Origin of the sequence: Sphingomonas endolithica (assembly GCF_025231525.1) — a bacterium.
GTDB lineage: Bacteria > Pseudomonadota > Alphaproteobacteria > Sphingomonadales > Sphingomonadaceae > Sphingomonas > Sphingomonas endolithica.
Genome location: NZ_CP103057.1, coordinates 3,167,084 through 3,185,375, shown reverse-complemented (window position 1 = coordinate 3,185,375; position 18,292 = coordinate 3,167,084). Strand labels below are relative to the sequence as shown.

Sequence of the window (18,292 nt, the reverse complement as noted above, 5' to 3'; positions counted from 1 at the left end):
CGCCTATTCTAACGACAGGAGCTTATCTCCCCAGCGCTCAATCGCTTTCGCCTTCTCATCCCGGTAATCATATACCTGATACACCGACACGAGGCCCTTCCTTCGTCCGGTGTGGTTCAGCAACGCTTCGGTGTGATCAATGGGAATACCAAGCTTCTGGCACCCGGTTGCGACCGTTCGACGCAGGTCATGAAACGTCCAACCTGGAAGGGATCGATCATCGTTCTGCTTTGCGATGATGGCATCGAGCCGCGACTTAGCCTTCGAGAAGCCGCTAACTGCGGATCGCCCCGTCGTCGTAAACACGTAGCTGTCACTTACCTTCCGAGCGCTGAGGCCTTGAATCACGGCTGTCGTCGCGGCACTTAGTGGCAGCAGATGGGTGTTACCATTCTTAGTCCGCTGCCCTGGTATCAGCCACTCGGTCGCCGCTTCATTGAGCTCAGTCCACTGCATTCCCGCGACCTCGCGCAAGCGCTGACCTGTAAGCAGAAGCAGTTGAACAAGGGGGCCGAAGGGGTATCCGAGTGCCTCACTGGCGTTCCATACCAGAAGTGTTTCTTGGTCGTTTAGCGCGCGTTCGCGGCTGGACTGTTCGTGCGGCGGTGCCATGCGATCCATTGGCGAAGTGGCGATGTCCCCACGCTCGGCAGCGAAGTTCAGCATTTTTTTCAGCCATTTGTGAGCTTTGTTAGCCGCTGAGCCGCTGCGATCACCAATCTCATCAAGGCACTTGGCAATGTCAGCACGGGTCAGGTCACGGATTGAGCGATCTCCAAGCCGCGGCTTCAGGTCGCGGCGGAATACTGCTTCGATGTCCGGTGTGCTTCGCAGCTGCTTTTTCACCGCATGGCGCCGGATGAAGGTGTCCACATAGGCGCCAAACGCCAAGACATCTTTCTGCTGACGCTCCTCGTCCTCCCGCCGACGTTTTTCTGCCTCCGCGGCCTTCGGATCAACCCCCTTTCGTATCAACTCCAGCAGATCGTTCGCGTGTTCGCGCGCCTTCTCTGCCGTCCATGGGCTTCCATGCCGGCCGATCGTGATGGTCTGCGTCGAATGCCCGCGCCCACCCATTCGGTACTGAACGATGTAGGAGCGAACGCCAGTTGCCGTGACCATGACGCCGAACCCCTTTAGGGTATCATCCCACAGGTGCTGTCTTTTTCCCTTTGGCGGGCGTGCGATGGCCTCGACGGATCGCTTGGTTATACGAGCTGTTCCCATACGCCGGTCAATAACGGGGCAAGCACGCTGAAGCAAGCCACGGGCAAGCACAGGCAGGAACAACAAGAGATTTCGACGATAGAACCGTGCAAATCAGCCCTTTATGGATCCACATACAACCGGGGAAAATCGAGAGCACAGACTTGGTAAGGCTGAGGTCGTGAGTTCAATCCTCACCGGCAGCACCAGTTTTTCGATGACCCGGAACAGATCATCCCTGCGGGGAACGCGCGGGCCGTGCACTGCGCGGCGCGCGACGATCCGATGGGGCCACACCGCCCCTGCCCCCGCAGCCGATACAGTGCGATGATCGTGACTGGCGCGATCAATCGGGCGTCGAGGGCGCCGATATCGAGAAGGGCCGCGCGGCCTTGCTGCTTGCCCAGCGCTTGTTGGGCGTCGGCGCCATGGTGAAGCGCAACTCGCCACCGGCGCGAAGCTCCTTGTCCCGAAGGTAGCTGCGGTCGAGCGCGACGCCGTTCAGCGTCACGGCCTTTACATAGCGATTGGCGGCCGACAGGCCGTCGGCGACCATAACGAACTTCTTGCCATCGGGGAGATTGAGCGTGGCGTGGTCGACGAACGGGCGGCCGATGACATATTCGTTCGAGCCTGGCGCCATCGGATAGAAACCAAGCGCGGTGAACACCAGCCAGGCCGACATCTGCCCGAGATCGTCATTGCCGGACAGACCGTCGGGGCTGGGCTTGTATTGCGACGACACGATCTGGCCGAGCCGTTCCTGCGTGCGCCACGGTGCGCCGGCGACGCCGTACAGATAGGCGACGTGGTGGCTCGGTTCGTTGCCATGGATATATTGGCCGATCAGCCCGGCGATATCCTCGGCATGGCTGTAATCCACTTTCGAGGTATCGAACTCGAACATGGCATCCAGCTTGGCGATCGCCTTGGCATCACCGCCCAACAGGCGGAACAGGCCGGCCTGATCCTGCGGCACGAACCAGCTATATTGCCAGGCATTGCCCTCGGTATAATCCGAACCGTAATTGATCGCCGTCGGATCGAACGGCGTGCGGAACGCGCCGCTCGACAGCCGCGCGCGCAGCCAGCCGGTCTTGGCGTCGAAGCTGTTGCGCCAATTGCCGGCGCGCTTGTCGAAGCGATCGGCGATGTCGGTACGCCCCATCGCCCGCGCCATGCGCGCGATGGTCCAATCGTCATACGCATATTCGACCGTCTTGGAGGCCGCCTCAGGCTCCTTGTCGATCGGCACGTAGCCGCGCTTCATATACTCGCCGAGCCCGCCATACGGCGCATAGCTGGCGCTCGCGACCATCGCATCGAGCGCGGCGGCGGCGTCGAAGCCCCGAATGCCTTTCAGATAAGCGTCGGCAATCACCGGCGCGGCGTGATAGCCGATCATCGTCCAGGTCTCGCGACCGGCGAATTGCCATACCGGCAGGATGCCATCCGGGCTATAGCGCTGGCTCTCGACCAGCGAACGCACGACATCGGTGCTGGTCTGCGCCGGCTGGATCAGCGTGAGCAGGGGATGCTCGGCGCGGAACGTATCCCACAGCGAAAAGGTCGAGCGGAATGTGAAGCCCTTGGCCTCGTGCACCTGATCGTCGGGCCCGCGATAACGACCGTCGGCATCGCTCCACACACTGGGCGCGAGCAACGTGTGATACAGCGCGGTGTAGACGTTCTTGCGCATCGGCGCGGGCGCCGCGATCTCCACCGCGCCCAGCGCCTGCGTCCAGGCCGCGGCGGTGCGCGCGCGCACCGCATCGAAATCGCCGCCTTCGGCAGCGAGATTGGCAAGCGCGCCGGTCTCGTCCACCCCAGACAGCGCCACTTTCACTTCGAGCGGCGCGGTCAGCGCACCAAAATCGAGCCGGGCTTCGAGCGCGCGACCCAGCTTTTCCGCGAGCGCATCGCTCCCGCGGCCAGGGCCGGCAAAGCCCTTATAGGGCACCGCGGCATCGCGATCGACGAAGGCGTGGTCGGTCAGCGGCGCGGAAAAACGCATCGCGAAATACAATTTGCGCCCCGGCGCCCAGCCGCGCGTCTCGCGAAAGCCGGTCAGCGTGCCGTCGGGGCGCAGGTGCAACCCGGACCACAAGGTCTTGCCGGGATAATTGTACAGCGAGGAGCGCAGATCGATCAGCAGATGCGCCGCCTGGCCGTTGGGGAAAGTATAGCGATGCACGCCAATGCGGGTGCCGGCGGTGAGCTCGGCCTGGATCCCGCTGTCGAGCAGCGACACCGCATAATAACCGGGCCGCGCCGTCTCGCGCGCGTGATCGAAGCGCGATCGATAGCCGGAGCCGGGCTGCTTGGGATCGCCCGGATCGAGCCGCACGTCGGACCCGGCCTGCGGCATCACCAGCACGTCCCCGAGATCGGAATGGCCCGCGCCGGAAAAATGCGTGTGGCTGAACCCCTGGATGGTGGGATCTTCATAGCGATAGCCGGCAGCATGCGCGTAGCAGGCGCGCAATTCACATCCGGTGTCGGTATCGGGCGAGAGCTGGACCATGCCGAAGGGTGCCGTCGCGCCAGGAAAGGTATGGCCCTCCCCGCCGGTGCCGATCATCGGATCGACCGCGTCGATCGGCGGCGGCACGGTTTGCGCCGCGGCGGCGGTGGAAAGGAACAGGGTGAGCAGGAGAGAGGCGCGCATCGGGCGATTTAAGCAGCAGCGCGTACCCGCTGTCCAATGCGAAACGCATGGCGCAGGGCAGCGCGGCGCGCCGGTGGCCACGCCAGCACCGAGGACCTCAATATCCTCGGCGCGCCAGCACCCGGTTGACGAGAAAGGGAGACCGCGCTCCGTCCTTGCAGGTGCCAGGCCGGGCGATGATACACATGCGCGCCTCCGCAGGCCCCTCGCAATGGTCGACGCGATAGCCCGGCGGAAGCGGGGGTGGCCCGTTCGACACGGTCACGATGCGGTTGAACGTCTGCCGCCAACGTAGCGCCGTGGTCCAGCGGTCCCCGTCGCGGGAGGCAGGATCACCGCTCGTGAAGAGGCTGATCGGCGTACCGCGCCGAAGCCCAACCGTACCGGGGAAGGCGGTAAAGGTTGCGGGTTCGATCAGCGCAACCCCGCACACTGCCGGATCCTGTCGCAGGACCGCAAACGTCTTCCATCCGTCGGTACTAGGCCTGATTCGCGCCGGCGATGAATTGCCCTGCGCGACGCCGATCGAGGCCGCCCCCCACATCGCGAACACGGCGATTGCCACTCCCCGCGCCTTCGAGGCACCCCAGCGCCGACCGGCAATCGCGATCAGCTCACCCCAACCAAAAGCGGCCAGCAGGGTCACGGCGGCGACGGTCAGAAAGACGAAACGGTATTCCTTGTGGGGGATCACGCTGTGGAGGAGCAAGGTCACGGCCGCAGCGGCCAGCAGGCCCGGGCATTGTCGCCAGCCGAAGCGTACGCCGATGATCGCCGGTATCAGCCACCAGCTCCAAAGCTGCCGCGACCAGTCGACATAGGTCAGGATCGGGAACGTACCGTAGCGCGCAGACACGTTATGGACAATGTTCTGTTCGAAATTGGCGAGGATCCACGCGAACGGCATCAATCCCTGTCGAGCATCGACGACGGCGCCTGCCGCGGCGACCAGCACGGCGCCGCCGATCAACGCCCCCCAACGACGACGATCGAAGCGCCGCGGGGCGAGATCATGCCACCACGACACCACAACTAGCGCCGCCACCGCCGGCGCATAATGTGGCCGGGCGAATACCGCCAAGCCGAATAGCGCCCCCGCCAGTACGATCTTGCCGGTTCTCGGGCGGGGATCCGCGATCAATGCGGCGGCAGGTATCATCGCCGCCACGGCGAGCGGTTCGGAGAGCGTTTCGGCGGCGAAGAAGACCAGCTCGAACCATGTCGCGGCAACGAACGCCGCCAGCGTGGCCGTTAGCAAGCTGTGCCGGCGCCCGATGTTCCATGCCGCCCAGACGATGCCCAGCGACGCGGCACCCGTCGCCAATCGTGGCAGCATCAATGGCAGCTGGCCGTCGGGACTCAAGGCCTGGCCGACCGCCAGCGGTACCGCAAACAGCGTCGGCAGCAGCCAGCTGCGGATGCCGGTGCGCCATTCCCAAGTGATCACGCCTTCGCCCGACAGCAACCGGTGCGCCGGCTCGAGATATTGAAAGATAGCGTCCGGGTGGTGAAATCCGGGCGCCAGGGCGGCCCAGATGCGCAGCAGGATGGCGAGCAGCAATATCCCATAAAGCGGACTGCGCGAACTGTGCTGCCATCGTCTTACAAACATCGTGCGTCCCACGGCCTAGCGCTGCGGTGGCGCTTACCGAGTAGCTCCGGCGGATGCCAGAGATGCGACGCATGTTCTTCTTCGTGGTGCCCCGACCCATAATTGAACCGCGCGGCGAAGCCCTATAGAGCAACGTCGCCATGCTGCGGGGAGGTCTCATAGTTACCTGGTGGATGCCACGTTGAACCCTACCGGTGGTGCCGGTGCTGACACGCCGTTCGATGTAGGGCCCTCAGCGGCGTGTGACCTCCTGTTCGGCCGGCGGGATCGGTAGCGATGCTCGAAGGCGATCAGCCCCGCGCCATGATCTCGCGGCCACCAAGCCGGATCTTCAACACATCCCTGAAGCGAATAGCCGACAGGTAGCGGCCTTGGGCATCGTGAATCTCGATGCTCTCGTCCAGTTGAAGATCACCGTCGCACACCTCGGCGCTCATCATTTCGCGCGCCGAGCGCGTGGCGCTATCCTCGGCCGCTGCCAGATCGGCCAACTCGGTGCCATCCTCGTCGGGAATGAAGTCGGTGGACGTTCTCAGGTTCAGATGAAATAGCGACATGGTGGTGCTCCGCTGCAGGGCAGGAGCACGTCGGCTCTTAGCCGCCAGCGCCCAATCGACTACCCGACGATGTGTATCGCTATAGCCCGAAAACGGTGCGTCCATTTCAACATAGATTATGGATGTATCTCTCGCCTCTGTTGGCGTCAGATCAGCACGGTCGTTTACTGCCAGTGTACCACCTCCGGCACACCGGCGTTATCGATCTGCCGGCATCATAGGTGCCTGAGCGCGTACCGGCGATAACCCTACGACGCGAATCGAGCGCAATTCCTGCTCAAGGTGCAGCAGGTTAGACTTTAACCTTAATCTATGTTATTCTGGCGCAATCGCTCACAAAGCAATCAGAGGCGTCGACGGCTCAGAGTTTTTTTGAGTTCCCGCTCCAGCCGGGAGAGTGGCAATGATACAATCCACCACACGCTTACAGCCATTCGTGGACCGGCTGATGGTGCGCTCGCTCCTGACCGAGGAAGAGCAGCACGCGATCCTCGCTTTGCCGATCCAGGAGCTCGTGCTGCGCTCCAAGCAGGATTATCTGCACATCAATGAGCGGACGACCTATGCCTGCCTCGTCGCATCGGGGATGGTGGGTCGCTTCGGCCAGACATCGGAAGGGGTGCGGCAGATCACCGCCTTCCATGTGCCAGGTGACATGGCCGATCTGCTCTCGGCCGTGCGACCCGTTGGCGTCGGCGGCATCAACGCACTGTGCGAGACGATGGTGCTGCGCGTTCCCCATGCCGCGATCCGGGCGCTTGCCTCGCGCTACCCGGCGATTGCCGAAGCCTTTTGGCGGGACTGCATGCTGGACGCCGCGATCCTGATGGAATGGGTCGTGAATGTCGGCCGGCGCAACTCGCAAACCCGGATCGCGCATATCTTTTGCGAGATGGCGATCCGCTCCAGTGGCGATCGCGAGATCCTCAAGGAATACCCCTTCCCCGTCACGCAGGAACAACTTGGCGATGCGACCTCACTGACCGGCGTACACGTCAACCGTACCTTGCGGGCATTGCGTGATGTCGTGACGCTGAAGAATGGCAGCGTGCAGATCCACGATTGGGCACGGCTTACCCGCGTGGGCGATTTCGACGCGACGTACCTTACCGCGGATACCGCGCCCGAGCAGCAGAAGCGCTTGCTGGCAGCGGCCTGAGGAACGCGGTGCCGCGCGGCTGAGTGGGGCGCTACTTTACGCCGTTGGTATCGACCGCCTCGGCCACAACAGCAAAGGTCAGGCTGCAGGTGCGATCACCCCGACGACGATCACCGTGAACAGCATCTGGCGATCGGCATCCGTCACCTCAACGCGGAAGTCCTCGCCGGCCCAGATGATCGTCGGGTGGTCATGCAGCATTTCAGCGGCAAACTGCACGGCCTGAATACGCGCCTCGGTGATCGTCTCGAACTCAAGGCCTTCATTGTCGGGATCGTACATCGCCCCGGCAACATTGAAATAGTACCGCATCGACTCGCTCTCCAGATCGGAAAGAGCGCGCGGTCTCCTAGCCGCTGGCATCCGACGTCACCGCCAACGATGAAACCAAATATCAAGGCTCCGATCCGCTGTCGATGCCGAAACGATTGAGCACCAGCGAGCGGCGATGATCGAACGCTTCTATGGCGCTGTGGCCATATGTCTCGACAACGCGGTGTTCTCCGCCGCCTCTTGCATCTAGCACTGATTGAGTATCGTTCGTTGAAGGAGTTCGTCGACTCATGCCCGACTGGCCGTTTGACGAACCCCAACATGCGGCGGTGATTGCAACCCGGAGGATCATCGAACAGGGTGCTTGGGTCGCCCATGTCTACCATGACATGGATGATGGCGGCTGGCAGTTTCTCGACTCTGATCCTGCCCCCTCGCGGCTCGAGGACGCGAAGCTCGTCCCGCTGCGGCGCATGGTTGAACGCGATCCCGCTTCGCGAGATATTAGTGACCTGCCGTTGGAAATCAGACCACCTTGCTTTGAAGCTCTGATCTCTAGCCAAAGGACTCTGTAGCTTAGGGTGCTGGCCAATCGACCGATGCCCGTCAGCCACGGTCGCTTGGCACACTCGGGCCGACCTAGCCCAGCTGCAGGATCTCCGGGTCAAAAGTGATCGTGGAGCGTATTTCCAACGTGTCCGGCCCGAGCGACATCGGGCACACGACGTTGGGCATGGCGGCGACATCGAACAACTCGGTGATGAAGCCCTCGAGCTTGATCCATTCGACGATGTCACCAGATGCCAGATTGACGACCAGCACGCCGCACCATGCTTCGGCATCCCTGTCCGCCAGCGCCGCGTCGAGTGCCAGGCCGGCGAAGGTGCCGTTGCGCGGTTTCGAGACGGTGACCAGCGCATGGCCGTTATGGATCGACATGCCACGCAGGAAACCCGGGCAGAAGGTTATACCGGTGCGCTTGCCGCTTGCGGGATCGATCCGGCTGATCTGGCCACGCGCCGAGTCCAGCACCAAGACGTGATCGCCATAGATGCGCGGGCTGTGCGGCATCGACAGTTGATCGGTGACGATGCGATCGCTTTCCACCTCGATCAACACGCCGCCCTCATGGCGGCGTTCGCGCCAGCCGGTAACGATGTCGCTCCGGCTGACCGCGGTCACAAAACGCGGCTTGCCGCCGTCCAACGCCATGCCGTTGAGGTGACAACGGTCTTCGGGGGCGAGCTTGGAGATGAAGTTGGGTTTCCAGATTGGACGGAAGCTGTGATTAAGATCGAGCGTGGCCAGACAGCTATATTTCGTGTTCACGAAGAGGACGCGGCCCGATGCATCGGTGCCGACCTCATGTATGTCGACATCGCCGGTGGTCTGCGCATTGCGCGGGATCAGCGCCATGTCGAAGCTCTTGTTCGCCATCTCCCCCGGACGCAGCATATTCTCCAGCCGCCAGACCTGGTGCGACGTGCCGAGATAGAGCCTGCCCGGTTGGTAGCAGACGCCCATCGCGCGGGTGAAGTTCTGCTGATTGAACGAGACGGTGCCGTTAGGCGCGACGCCGACCAGGAACAATTGCCCGGTTTGGTAAGAGGTGAAGGCAAGACTCGTGCGATTGGTGCGCAACCAATCGCCTAAACCACGCGACACGGCGAGATTGGTGTTGGTCTGCTTGCCCGCGGGCTGCCCCACCACCGGCGCGGGACCAGCGCCTGCGGCAGCGCTCGGCACGGCGCGTTGCTCATCGTCAGATCCTCTTCGTCGGGGGTGAAAGGTGCAAAAAGGCTCGCGGCGCTATGCCGCGAGCCTGTTCACTAGGATTGGTGTCCTACCGTGCCAAGTCGCTTAGAACTTGATCCGTCGTCGAGCGGTTCGCTACTCTTGTGCGCACTAAACTGCTTGAAGGTGAACCGGCGCTGCGCAGAAACTGCGTCGTGCTATTCGTCTCGCGAGGACATGTCTCGCGCGACGAGATCATCGTGTCCGGTTCGCGAGCAGCCTTAGAAGCTGCCGTCGTCGCCACGGGCAGCGGCAGCGAGCAGCCGGTGCCCATCTTTGACGGAAAGTGGTGCCCAGAAGAGGACTCGAACCTCCACGCCCTTGCGAGCGCCAGCACCTGAAGCTGGTGCGTCTACCAATTCCGCCATCTGGGCACGGGGTAGGGGGCGGCCTTTAGGGGTGCTGTCATGGCCTTGTCAACACACGCCGTCATGCGCCAAGGGGATCGCCTGGTATCCAAGGGTCAATCACATGAACGACAAACTGGTGACGCTGATCGGTGGCGGCGGGTTTCTGGGGCGATATGTCGCACAGGAATTGATGAAGGCAGGCGCGCGGGTGCGGATCGCGCAGCGTGATCCGCGCGCGGCGTTGTTCCTGCGCACGCAGGGTGGCCTGGGGCAGATGCAGTTCGCCGCGGTCGACGTGACCAAGCCCGAATCGGTGGCGCGCGCGGTGCAGGGCTCGGACGGGGTCGTGAACCTGGTCGGCGTGCTGGCGGGTAATTTCCACGCCGTGCAGGCCGAAGGCGCCGCCACCGTCGCGCAGGCGGCCACGGCGGCCGGCGTTACGGCGTTGGTGCATGTCTCGGCGATCGGCGCCGACGCCGCATCCGATTCTGCCTACGGCCGATCGAAGGGCGACGGTGAGGCCGCGGTGCGCGCGGCCTTCCCGCGCGCGACGATCCTGCGCCCGTCGATCGTGTTCGGGCGCGAGGACCAGTTCGTCAACCGCTTCGCCGGGATGATCGCCGCCACTCCGGTGGTGCCGGTGCTGCGCGCCGGGGCACGGTTCCAGCCGGTCTATGTCGCCGATGTCGCCGCCGCCGTCACCCGCGTGCTCGCCGAGCCCGGCCGCTTCGGCGGTGAGACGCTCGAGCTTGGCGGGCCCGACGTGGTGACGATGGGCGACCTGATCCGCTGGATCGCGCAGGCGATCGGCCGCGCGCCGCGGATCGCGGAACTGCCGGATGTCGTCGGCGGGCTGATCGCCAAGGCAGGCTTCCTGCCCGGCGCGCCGATCACCGCCGACCAGTGGAAGATGCTGCAGCGCGACAATGTGGTGACCGGTACCGACGGGCTTGCTGCACTCGGCATCACGCCGACGCCGATGGCGAGCGTCGCGCCCAGTTGGCTGGTGCGCTATCGCCGCGAAGGCCGCTTCGGTACGGTGAGCGCCAGCGCATAACGCGCGGCTATTGGGGAATTACCAGTGTACGACCTGATCGTCATCATCCTGCTCGGCATCGTCGAGGGGGTGACCGAGTTCCTGCCCGTCTCCTCCACCGGCCATCTCATCCTGGCCGGCGCGCTGCTCGGGCTGCCCCAAGCCGACGCGACGTTCGACATCGTCATCCAGCTGGGCGCGATCTTGGCCGTCATCGTGCTGTTCTGGGGCCGGTTCATGAAGGTCGGCCGAGGATTGCTGGCGCGCGACCCGGCGGCGATCCGCTTCACGCGCAACGTGTTGCTCGGCTTCCTGCCCTCGGCGATCGTCGGGGCGATCGCCTACAAGGCGATCAAGGCAGTGCTGGAGGCGCCCCTGGTTGGGCCGCTCGTCGTCTCGATCGCCTTGATCGTCGGCGGCGTGCTGATCCTGCTGATCGAGCGGCTTCAGAAACATGTCGTGACACGCAGCGTGGAGGAGATGCCGTGGCGCACGGCGCTAACGATCGGCGTGGTGCAATGCCTGTCGATGATTCCGGGCGTCAGCCGCTCGGGCGCGACGATCATGGGCGCGCTGACGCTGGGCGTCGATCGGGAGACCGCGGCGGAATACAGCTTCTTCCTGGCCATCCCGACGATGATGGGCGCGACGACGCTGGCGCTGTACAAGGGCCGGCATGAACTGGGCGATGCGCATCTGACGGCGATCGCGATCGGCTTCGTGGTGTCTTTCGTCGTAGCGCTGGCGGTGATCCGCTGGTTCGTCGCGTTCGTTGGCCGGCATGGTTTTGCGCCATTTGCCTGGTATCGAATCGTCGCTGGGAGCATCGCCCTTATCGCACTACTGTCTCATTAATGCCGATGGGTCCTAAATTAGGGTAAGCAGCTTTTGCAGATTGGCCTCAAAGAACCTGCGTAATTGATTAGGTTAAACATGCTTACCTATTGAACGATTTTTGCGTGACACGTCATAAGAACGAAATTATGCACCTCGCTCGATACACGCGAGGCGGCATGACCGATACGATGCTCAAATTCGTGGGACGGCCCCAGGCCTATCCCGGCAAACGCCCAGCCCCGGTGCGGGCAGACGATTTCCGCGAGATCGCAGAGCGCTATGCGCCGCCCGCGGCCGAGGATCAGGCTGGGCGTTGCTCGCAATGCGGCGTGCCCTATTGCTCGGTGCATTGCCCGCTGCACAACCACATCCCCGATTGGCTGCGGCTCACTGCGGAGGGGCGATTGCGCGAGGCCTATGAGCTGAGCAATTCGACCTCGACCATGCCCGAAATCTGCGGCCGCATCTGCCCGCAGGACCGGCTGTGCGAAGGCAATTGCGTGATCGAGTTCACCGGGCATGGCGCGGTGACGATCGGGTCGGTGGAGAAATTCATCACCGATACCGCCTGGGAGGAAGGCTGGGTCGAGCCGGTCACGGTCGGGCCCGCGCGGGGCCAGTCGGTCGGGGTGATCGGTGCAGGTCCGGCGGGGCTGAGCGCCGCCGAGTATCTGCGCAATCATGGGTACGACGTGCATGTCTATGACCGCTACGACCGCGCCGGCGGGCTGCTGACCTATGGCATTCCGGGGTTCAAGCTGGAGAAGCATGTTGTCACGCGGCGGGTCGAGCGGCTGAAGCAGGGCGGTATCGTGTTCCACGAGAGCTTCGAAGTGGGCCGGGACGCCAACCTGGACGAGTTGCGCCAGCGGCACGACGCGGTGCTGATCGCAACGGGCGTGTACAAGCCGCGCGCGATCAAGGCGCCTGGTGTCGGCAGCCAGGGCGTGGTCGACGCGCTCGATTTCCTCACCGCCTCCAACCGCAAGAGCTTCGGCGATGCGGTGCCGGCGTTCGATGACGGATCGCTCAATGCCGAGGGCAAGCATGTGGTGGTGATCGGCGGCGGAGATACAGCGATGGATTGCGTGCGCACCGCGGTGCGCCAGGGCGCGGCCAGCGTGAAGTGCCTTTATCGCCGTGACCGCGCCAACATGCCGGGATCGCAGCGCGAAGTCGCCAATGCTGAGGAGGAAGGCGTAGAATTCGTCTGGCTTACCGCGCCGGAAGCGTTTGCCGCGGCAGCCGAAGCGACGGTCGGGCGCGTGACGAGCGTCAAGGCCAGCCGCATGCGGCTGGGCGCGCCCGATGCCAGCGGCAGGCGCGCGCCGGAAGTCGATCCGGAAGGCGGGTTCGACGTGCCGGCCGATCTCGTCATCAAGGCGTTGGGTTTCGATGCCGAGGATCTGCCGACCATGTTCGGCACGCCTGAACTAGGCGTCACGCGTTGGGGCACCTTGCTGGTCGGTAAGACGCTGATGACCTCGCTCGACGGCGTGTTCGCGGCAGGTGACATCGTGCGTGGTGCCTCGCTGGTGGTATGGGCGATCCGCGACGGGCGTGATGTGTCGGCCGCGATGCACAAGTGGCTGAAGGCCAAGGCAGCGAGCGAGAGGGTGGCGGCATGAGCGCTATACGACATGCGACCGCGCTGGCCTTGATGGTTGCGGCGTCGGCAGTCTCCGGCGTTGCCGCCGCGCAGACCGGAGCGGCGACACCGGCGCTCGATCCGGCACGGGTCGCCGTAGCCAGTGAGTTGATCGAGCTTCTGTTCCCGGCAGCAACGCGGGAAAAGATGATCGATGGGATGATGCAGCCGATGCTCGCGAACATTCGCCAAAGCATGACGCAGAACCCGCAGTTCGAAGCGCTTCTAAACAACGACGCGCGTGCTCGGGAAGTATTTGACCGCTTCCTAGACCGACAGCTGTCGCGCTCGACCGAAGCCATGCATGCCGGGCTCCCGGGCATGGCGACGGCAATGACCAACGCCTATGCGCGACGGTTCGACGTCGGCCAGCTTCGAGAGCTCAAGGCCTTCTTTAGCACGCCCACCGGCCGCGTTTACATGCAGCAGTCCATGACGATCATGAGCGATCCGGACGTTGCCGCTTGGCAGCGCGATTTGATGAAGCAGTCCATGAGCCACATGCAGGCTGACGTCGCCGAACTTACCAAAGACATCATGGCGTTAGCCGGGGACGAGAAAAAGCCATGAGCATGGAGTCCGAACGCGACCGCCTCGCCCGCGATGGCATGTATCGCCCCGAATTCGAATCCGACGCTTGTGGCGTCGGGCTGATCGCCGCCACCGATGGCACGCCGTCGCGGCGCGTCGTGCAATCGGCAATCGATGCCTTGAAGGCCGTGTGGCACCGCGGCGCCGTGGATGCCGATGGCAAGACCGGCGATGGCGCTGGTCTGCATGTCGATTTGCCGCTCAAATTCTTCGACGATGCCGTGGCCGCCTCCGGCCATCACGCCAAGCCCAACCGGCTGGCCGTCGGCATGATCTTCCTGCCGCGCACCGATCTCGGCGCGCAGGAGGCGTGCCGGACGATCGTGGAGAGCGCGATCATCGAGGAAGGCTATACCATTTATGGCTGGCGCCAGGTGCCAGTCGACGTTTCGGTGATCGGCATCAAGGCTCAGGCGACGCGACCCGAAATCGAGCAGATCATGATCGCGGGGCCCCTGCCTGACGAGCAGTCCGCGGCCGAGTTCGAGAAGAACCTGTACCTCGTGCGGCGCCGGATCGAGAAGCGCGTGATCGCCGCGCAGATCCAGGGCTTCTACGTCTGCTCGCTGTCGTGCCGCTCGATCATCTACAAGGGGCTGTTCCTGGCGGAGAGCCTGTCGCTCTTCTACCCCGATCTGCAGGATCAGCGCTTCGAAAGCCGCGTGGCGATCTTTCACCAGCGTTATTCCACCAACACCTTCCCGCAATGGTGGCTGGCGCAGCCGTTCCGCTGTCTTGCGCATAATGGCGAGATCAACACGATCCGCGGCAACAAGAACTGGATGCTGAGCCACGAGATCAAGATGGCGAGCTTGGCGTTCGGCGAGCATTCGGAGGACATCAAGCCGGTGATCCCGGCCGGCGCCAGCGACACCGCGGCGCTGGACGCGACGTTCGAGGCGATCTGCCGATCGGGCCGCGACGCGCCGACCGCCAAGCTGATGCTGGTTCCCGAGGCGTGGATGGGCAAGGGCGAGATGCCCAAGGCGCATCTCGACATGTACAAATATCTCGCATCCGTGATGGAGCCGTGGGACGGCCCGGCGGCGCTGGCCATGACCGACGGGCGCTGGGCCGTGGCGGGCATGGATCGCAATGCGCTTCGCCCCTTACGCTATACGCTGACCAGCGACGGGCTGCTGATCGTGGGCTCGGAGACCGGCATGGTGGTGGTGCCGGAATCGACCGTGCTCGAAAAGGGCCGGCTGGGTCCGGGTCAGATGATCGCGGTCGATCTCGACGAGGGCGTGCTGTTCAAGGATTGCGAGATCAAGGACAAGATCTCGGCCGAGGCGGATTATGCGGCGATGATCGGCAATTTTCTGTCCATCGCCGATCTGCCGCCAGCCCCCGGTGATGCCGTGACTCGCTTCGCTCGCGCCGATCTAACCAGGCGTCAGATCGCTGCCGGGCAGTCGCTGGAGGATATGGAGCTGATCCTGTCGCCGATGGTGGAAGGCGCCAAGGAAGCGATCGGATCGATGGGCGACGATACGCCGCTTGCCGTCGTGTCCGACAATCCACGGCTGATCAGCCATTTCTTCCGGCAGAATTTCAGCCAGGTGACCAATCCGCCGATCGATCCTCTGCGCGAACGGCATGTCATGTCGCTCAAAACCCGCTTCGGCAATCTATCCAACATTCTGGATACCGGCGCGCGCAAGGACGGCGTGCTGGTGCTCGATTCGCCGGTGCTGACCGGCACGGACTGGGCGCGACTGAAGGCGTTCTTCGGCAATGCCGTGGCGGAGATCGACTGCACGTTCGACGCCGGCGGCACGCCCGATACGCTGCGCCACGCGATCGCGCGCATCCGCACGCAGGCAGAGCAAGCGGTGCGGGAAGGCAAGAGCGAGCTGTTCCTGACCGACATGCGCACCTCCGAGGATCGCGTGGCGATTGCCGGCGTGCTGGCGGCGGCGGCCGTGCACACGCATCTCGTACGCAAGGGCCTGCGCTCTTATGCCAGCATTAACATCCAGACCGCGGAATGCCTCGACACGCATTATTACGCCGTGCTGATCGGCGTCGGCGCGACGACGGTGCATGCCTATCTCACCGAGGCCTCGATCGCCGACCGGCATGAGCGTGGTCTCTTCGGCGACCTGACGCTAGACGAATGTGTCGCGCGACACCGTAAGGCGATCGACGAGGGGCTGCTCAAGATCATCTCGAAGATGGGGATCGCGGTGATCTCCTCCTATCGCGGCGGTTATAATTTCGAGGCGGTCGGCCTCAGCCGTGCGCTGGTCAACGATTTCTTCCCGGGCATGCCGGCCAAGATTTCGGGCGAAGGCTATGCCTCCTTGTTCGTCAATGCGACGGACCGGCACGAGGCGGCCTTCGACGATGCGGTCGTCCACCTGCCGATCGGCGGCTTCTATCGCCAGCGCCATTCGGGCGAGACGCACGCATACTCCGCGCAATTGATGCACCTGCTGCAATCGGCCGTGGCGAGCGACAGCTACTCGACCTACCTGCAATTCTCGCGCGGCGTAGAGGCATTGCCGCCGGTCTATCTGCGCGACCTGCTGCAGTTCAACTTCCCCGACGAAGGCATTCCGCAGGACCAGGTCGAAGCGATCACCGAGATTCGCAAGCGCTTCGTCACGCCGGGCATGAGCCTGGGCGCGCTCAGCCCCAAAGCGCATGAGACGCTGGCGATCGCCATGAACCGTATCGGCGCCAAGGCGGTGTCGGGCGAAGGCGGCGAGGACAAGGCCCGCTACACGCCCTATGCCAATGGCGACAACGCCAATTCGGGCGTCAAGCAGATCGCCTCCGGACGCTTCGGCGTGACGGCGGAATATCTCGGAGCCTGCGAAGAGATCGAGGTCAAGGTCGCACAGGGCGCCAAGCCCGGCGAAGGCGGGCAGTTGCCCGGCTTCAAGGTGACCGAGTTCATCGCCAAGTTGCGCCACGCAACTCCGGGCGTGACACTGATCAGCCCCCCGCCGCACCATGATATTTACTCGATCGAGGATCTCGCGCAGCTGATCTACGACCTGAAGCAGATCAACCCCCGCGCGCGAGTGTGCGTCAAGCTGGTCTCCTCCGCCGGGATCGGCACGGTCGCGGCCGGCGTCGCCAAGGCGCATGCCGACGTGATCCTGATCGCCGGGCATGTCGGCGGCACGGGCGCTTCGCCGCAGACCAGCATCAAATATGCCGGCACGCCGTGGGAAATGGGGCTGTCCGAGGTCAACCAGACGCTGACCCTCAACGGCCTACGCGGCCGCATCAAGCTGCGCACGGACGGCGGCCTCAAGACCGGGCGCGACATCGTCATCGCCGCGATCCTGGGCGCCGAGGAGTTCGGCATCGGCACGCTCTCACTGGTTGCCATGGGCTGCATCATGGTCCGGCAATGCCATTCGAACACCTGTCCGGTGGGCGTATGCACGCAAGACGAGAAATTACGCGCCAAATTCACCGGCACACCCGAAAAGGTCATCAACCTGATGACCTTCATCGCCGAGGAAGTCCGCGACATCCTCGCGCGTCTGGGCTTCAAGAGCCTCGACGAGGTGATCGGGCGCACCGAATTGCTCCGCCAGGTCAGCCGCGGAGCGGAGCATCTCGACGATCTCGATCTCAACCCGATCCTGGCCAAGGTGGATGCGGACGATAGCCAGCGGCGTTTCTCGCTCAGCACGTTCCGCAACGACGTGCCCGACAGTCTCGACGCGCAGATGATCCGCGATGCCGCCGCCGTGTTCAGCCGCGGCGAGAAGATGCAGCTGACCTATAGCGTGCGCAACACGCACCGCGCGGTGGGCACGCGACTGTCGAGCGAGATCACCGCCAAGTTCGGCATGTCGACGTTGGCCGACGGGCACGTCCATGTGCGGCTGCGCGGCTCCGCTGGCCAAAGCCTCGGCGCATTCCTGTGCAAGGGCATCACGCTCGAAGTGTTCGGCGACGCCAACGATTATGTCGGCAAGGGCCTATCCGGCGGCAAGATCGTCGTGCGCCCGATGGTCAGTTCGCCTCTCGCCAGTCAGGACAACACGATCATCGGCAACACCGTGCTGTACGGCGCGACGTCGGGCAGCTTGCTGGCCGCCGGCCAGGCGGGCGAGCGTTTCGCCGTGCGCAATTCGGGCGCGACGGTGGTGGTCGAGGGCTGCGGCGCCAATGGTTGCGAGTACATGACCGGTGGAGTCGCGGTGGTGCTGGGCAGCGTCGGCGCCAATTTCGGCGCGGGGATGACCGGGGGAATGGCGTTCGTCTATGACACGGACGGCAGCTTCGAACGCCGCGCCAATCCGGAGAGCATCACCTGGCAGCGGCTGTCGTCAATGCACTGGGAATCGGTGCTGCTCGACCTGATCCGCACGCACCATGCCGCGACGGACAGCAAATGGTCGGGTGCGATGCTGGAGGATTGGAACCTGGCGGCCGGGCATTTCTGGCAAGTGGTGCCCAAGGAGATGATCGGTCGCCTGCCGCACGCGCTGGACGACAGTCTGGAGATGGTCGCGGCGGAGTGAAGCAGCGGACTCGCAAATTAACCGGTAATCTGCTACATCGCGCTTCTGCCCAATAGGATCGGACGGTG

Annotated in this window: 13 protein-coding genes and 1 tRNA gene; 7 read left to right on the top strand and 7 right to left on the bottom strand. The window is 63.8% G+C overall.

Annotated elements, in window-relative coordinates; all coding sequences use genetic code 11:
* Nucleotides 1–3 precede the first annotated feature (3 nt).
* The 4 genes from NV382_RS15010 to NV382_RS14995 form a co-directional block, all read right to left on the bottom strand.
* Nucleotides 4–1,227 carry a tyrosine-type recombinase/integrase gene (locus tag NV382_RS15010; protein ID WP_260600436.1) on the bottom strand — a complete coding sequence of 408 codons (1,224 nt, stop codon included), beginning with the start codon at nucleotides 1,225–1,227 and terminating at the stop codon, nucleotides 4–6.
* Nucleotides 1,228–1,552: 325 nt separating this feature from the next.
* Nucleotides 1,553–3,874, bottom strand: coding sequence for a GH92 family glycosyl hydrolase (locus NV382_RS15005; protein WP_260597522.1), 2,322 nt, complete (start codon nucleotides 3,872–3,874; stop codon nucleotides 1,553–1,555).
* Nucleotides 3,875–3,971: 97 nt separating this feature from the next.
* Nucleotides 3,972–5,486: a glycosyltransferase family protein gene (locus tag NV382_RS15000; RefSeq protein WP_260597521.1), complete on the bottom strand. Its 1,515-nt coding sequence runs from the start codon at nucleotides 5,484–5,486 to the stop codon at nucleotides 3,972–3,974.
* A gap of 290 nt (nucleotides 5,487–5,776) precedes the next feature.
* Nucleotides 5,777–6,148, bottom strand: a complete 372-nt coding sequence (locus tag NV382_RS14995) for a DUF6894 family protein (RefSeq protein ID WP_260597520.1) — start codon at nucleotides 6,146–6,148, stop codon at nucleotides 5,777–5,779.
* A gap of 343 nt (nucleotides 6,149–6,491) precedes the next feature.
* On the opposite strand from NV382_RS14995, the gene NV382_RS14990 reads away from it, so the two are divergent.
* Complete coding sequence (locus tag NV382_RS14990) at nucleotides 6,492–7,202, top strand: Crp/Fnr family transcriptional regulator (RefSeq protein WP_260597519.1); 711 nt, start codon at nucleotides 6,492–6,494, stop codon at nucleotides 7,200–7,202.
* A gap of 78 nt (nucleotides 7,203–7,280) precedes the next feature.
* Here the strand turns inward: NV382_RS14990 and NV382_RS14985 are convergent, their stop codons facing one another.
* The gene (locus NV382_RS14985; protein WP_260597518.1) at nucleotides 7,281–7,514 is read right to left on the bottom strand and encodes a DUF6894 family protein; all 234 of its coding nucleotides are present in this window, start codon (nucleotides 7,512–7,514) and stop codon (nucleotides 7,281–7,283) included.
* 251 nt (nucleotides 7,515–7,765) lie between these two features.
* Here NV382_RS14985 and NV382_RS14980 point away from each other — a divergent pair, with 251 nt between their 5' ends.
* Nucleotides 7,766–8,050, top strand: a complete 285-nt coding sequence (locus NV382_RS14980; RefSeq protein ID WP_260597517.1) for a DUF2185 domain-containing protein — start codon at nucleotides 7,766–7,768, stop codon at nucleotides 8,048–8,050.
* Nucleotides 8,051–8,114: 64 nt separating this feature from the next.
* Here the strand turns inward: NV382_RS14980 and NV382_RS14975 are convergent, their stop codons facing one another.
* A complete protein-coding gene (locus NV382_RS14975; RefSeq protein ID WP_260600435.1) occupies nucleotides 8,115–9,185 on the bottom strand; it encodes a TIGR03032 family protein in 1,071 nt (356 codons plus the stop codon).
* 371 nt (nucleotides 9,186–9,556) lie between these two features.
* Nucleotides 9,557–9,643, bottom strand: a tRNA-Leu gene (locus tag NV382_RS14970).
* A gap of 97 nt (nucleotides 9,644–9,740) precedes the next feature.
* On the opposite strand from NV382_RS14970, the gene NV382_RS14965 reads away from it, so the two are divergent.
* The 5 genes from NV382_RS14965 (at nucleotide 9,741) to gltB (ending at nucleotide 18,224) form a co-directional block, all read left to right on the top strand.
* The gene (locus NV382_RS14965; RefSeq protein WP_260597516.1) at nucleotides 9,741–10,676 is read left to right on the top strand and encodes a complex I NDUFA9 subunit family protein; all 936 of its coding nucleotides are present in this window, start codon (nucleotides 9,741–9,743) and stop codon (nucleotides 10,674–10,676) included.
* Nucleotides 10,677–10,700: 24 nt separating this feature from the next.
* Nucleotides 10,701–11,510: an undecaprenyl-diphosphate phosphatase gene (locus NV382_RS14960; protein ID WP_260597515.1), complete on the top strand. Its 810-nt coding sequence runs from the start codon at nucleotides 10,701–10,703 to the stop codon at nucleotides 11,508–11,510.
* A gap of 158 nt (nucleotides 11,511–11,668) precedes the next feature.
* Entirely contained in the window at nucleotides 11,669–13,120 is a 1,452-nt protein-coding gene (locus NV382_RS14955; RefSeq protein WP_260597514.1) for an NAD(P)-dependent oxidoreductase, read from the top strand.
* Entirely contained in the window at nucleotides 13,117–13,710 is a 594-nt protein-coding gene (locus tag NV382_RS14950; protein WP_260597513.1) for a DUF2059 domain-containing protein, read from the top strand. Before NV382_RS14955 ends, NV382_RS14950 begins: the two co-directional genes overlap by 4 nt.
* Entirely contained in the window at nucleotides 13,707–18,224 is a 4,518-nt protein-coding gene (gene gltB / locus NV382_RS14945) for a glutamate synthase large subunit (protein ID WP_260597512.1), read from the top strand. The genes NV382_RS14950 and gltB overlap by 4 nt, the downstream gene beginning before the upstream one ends.
* Nucleotides 18,225–18,292 lie beyond the last annotated feature (68 nt).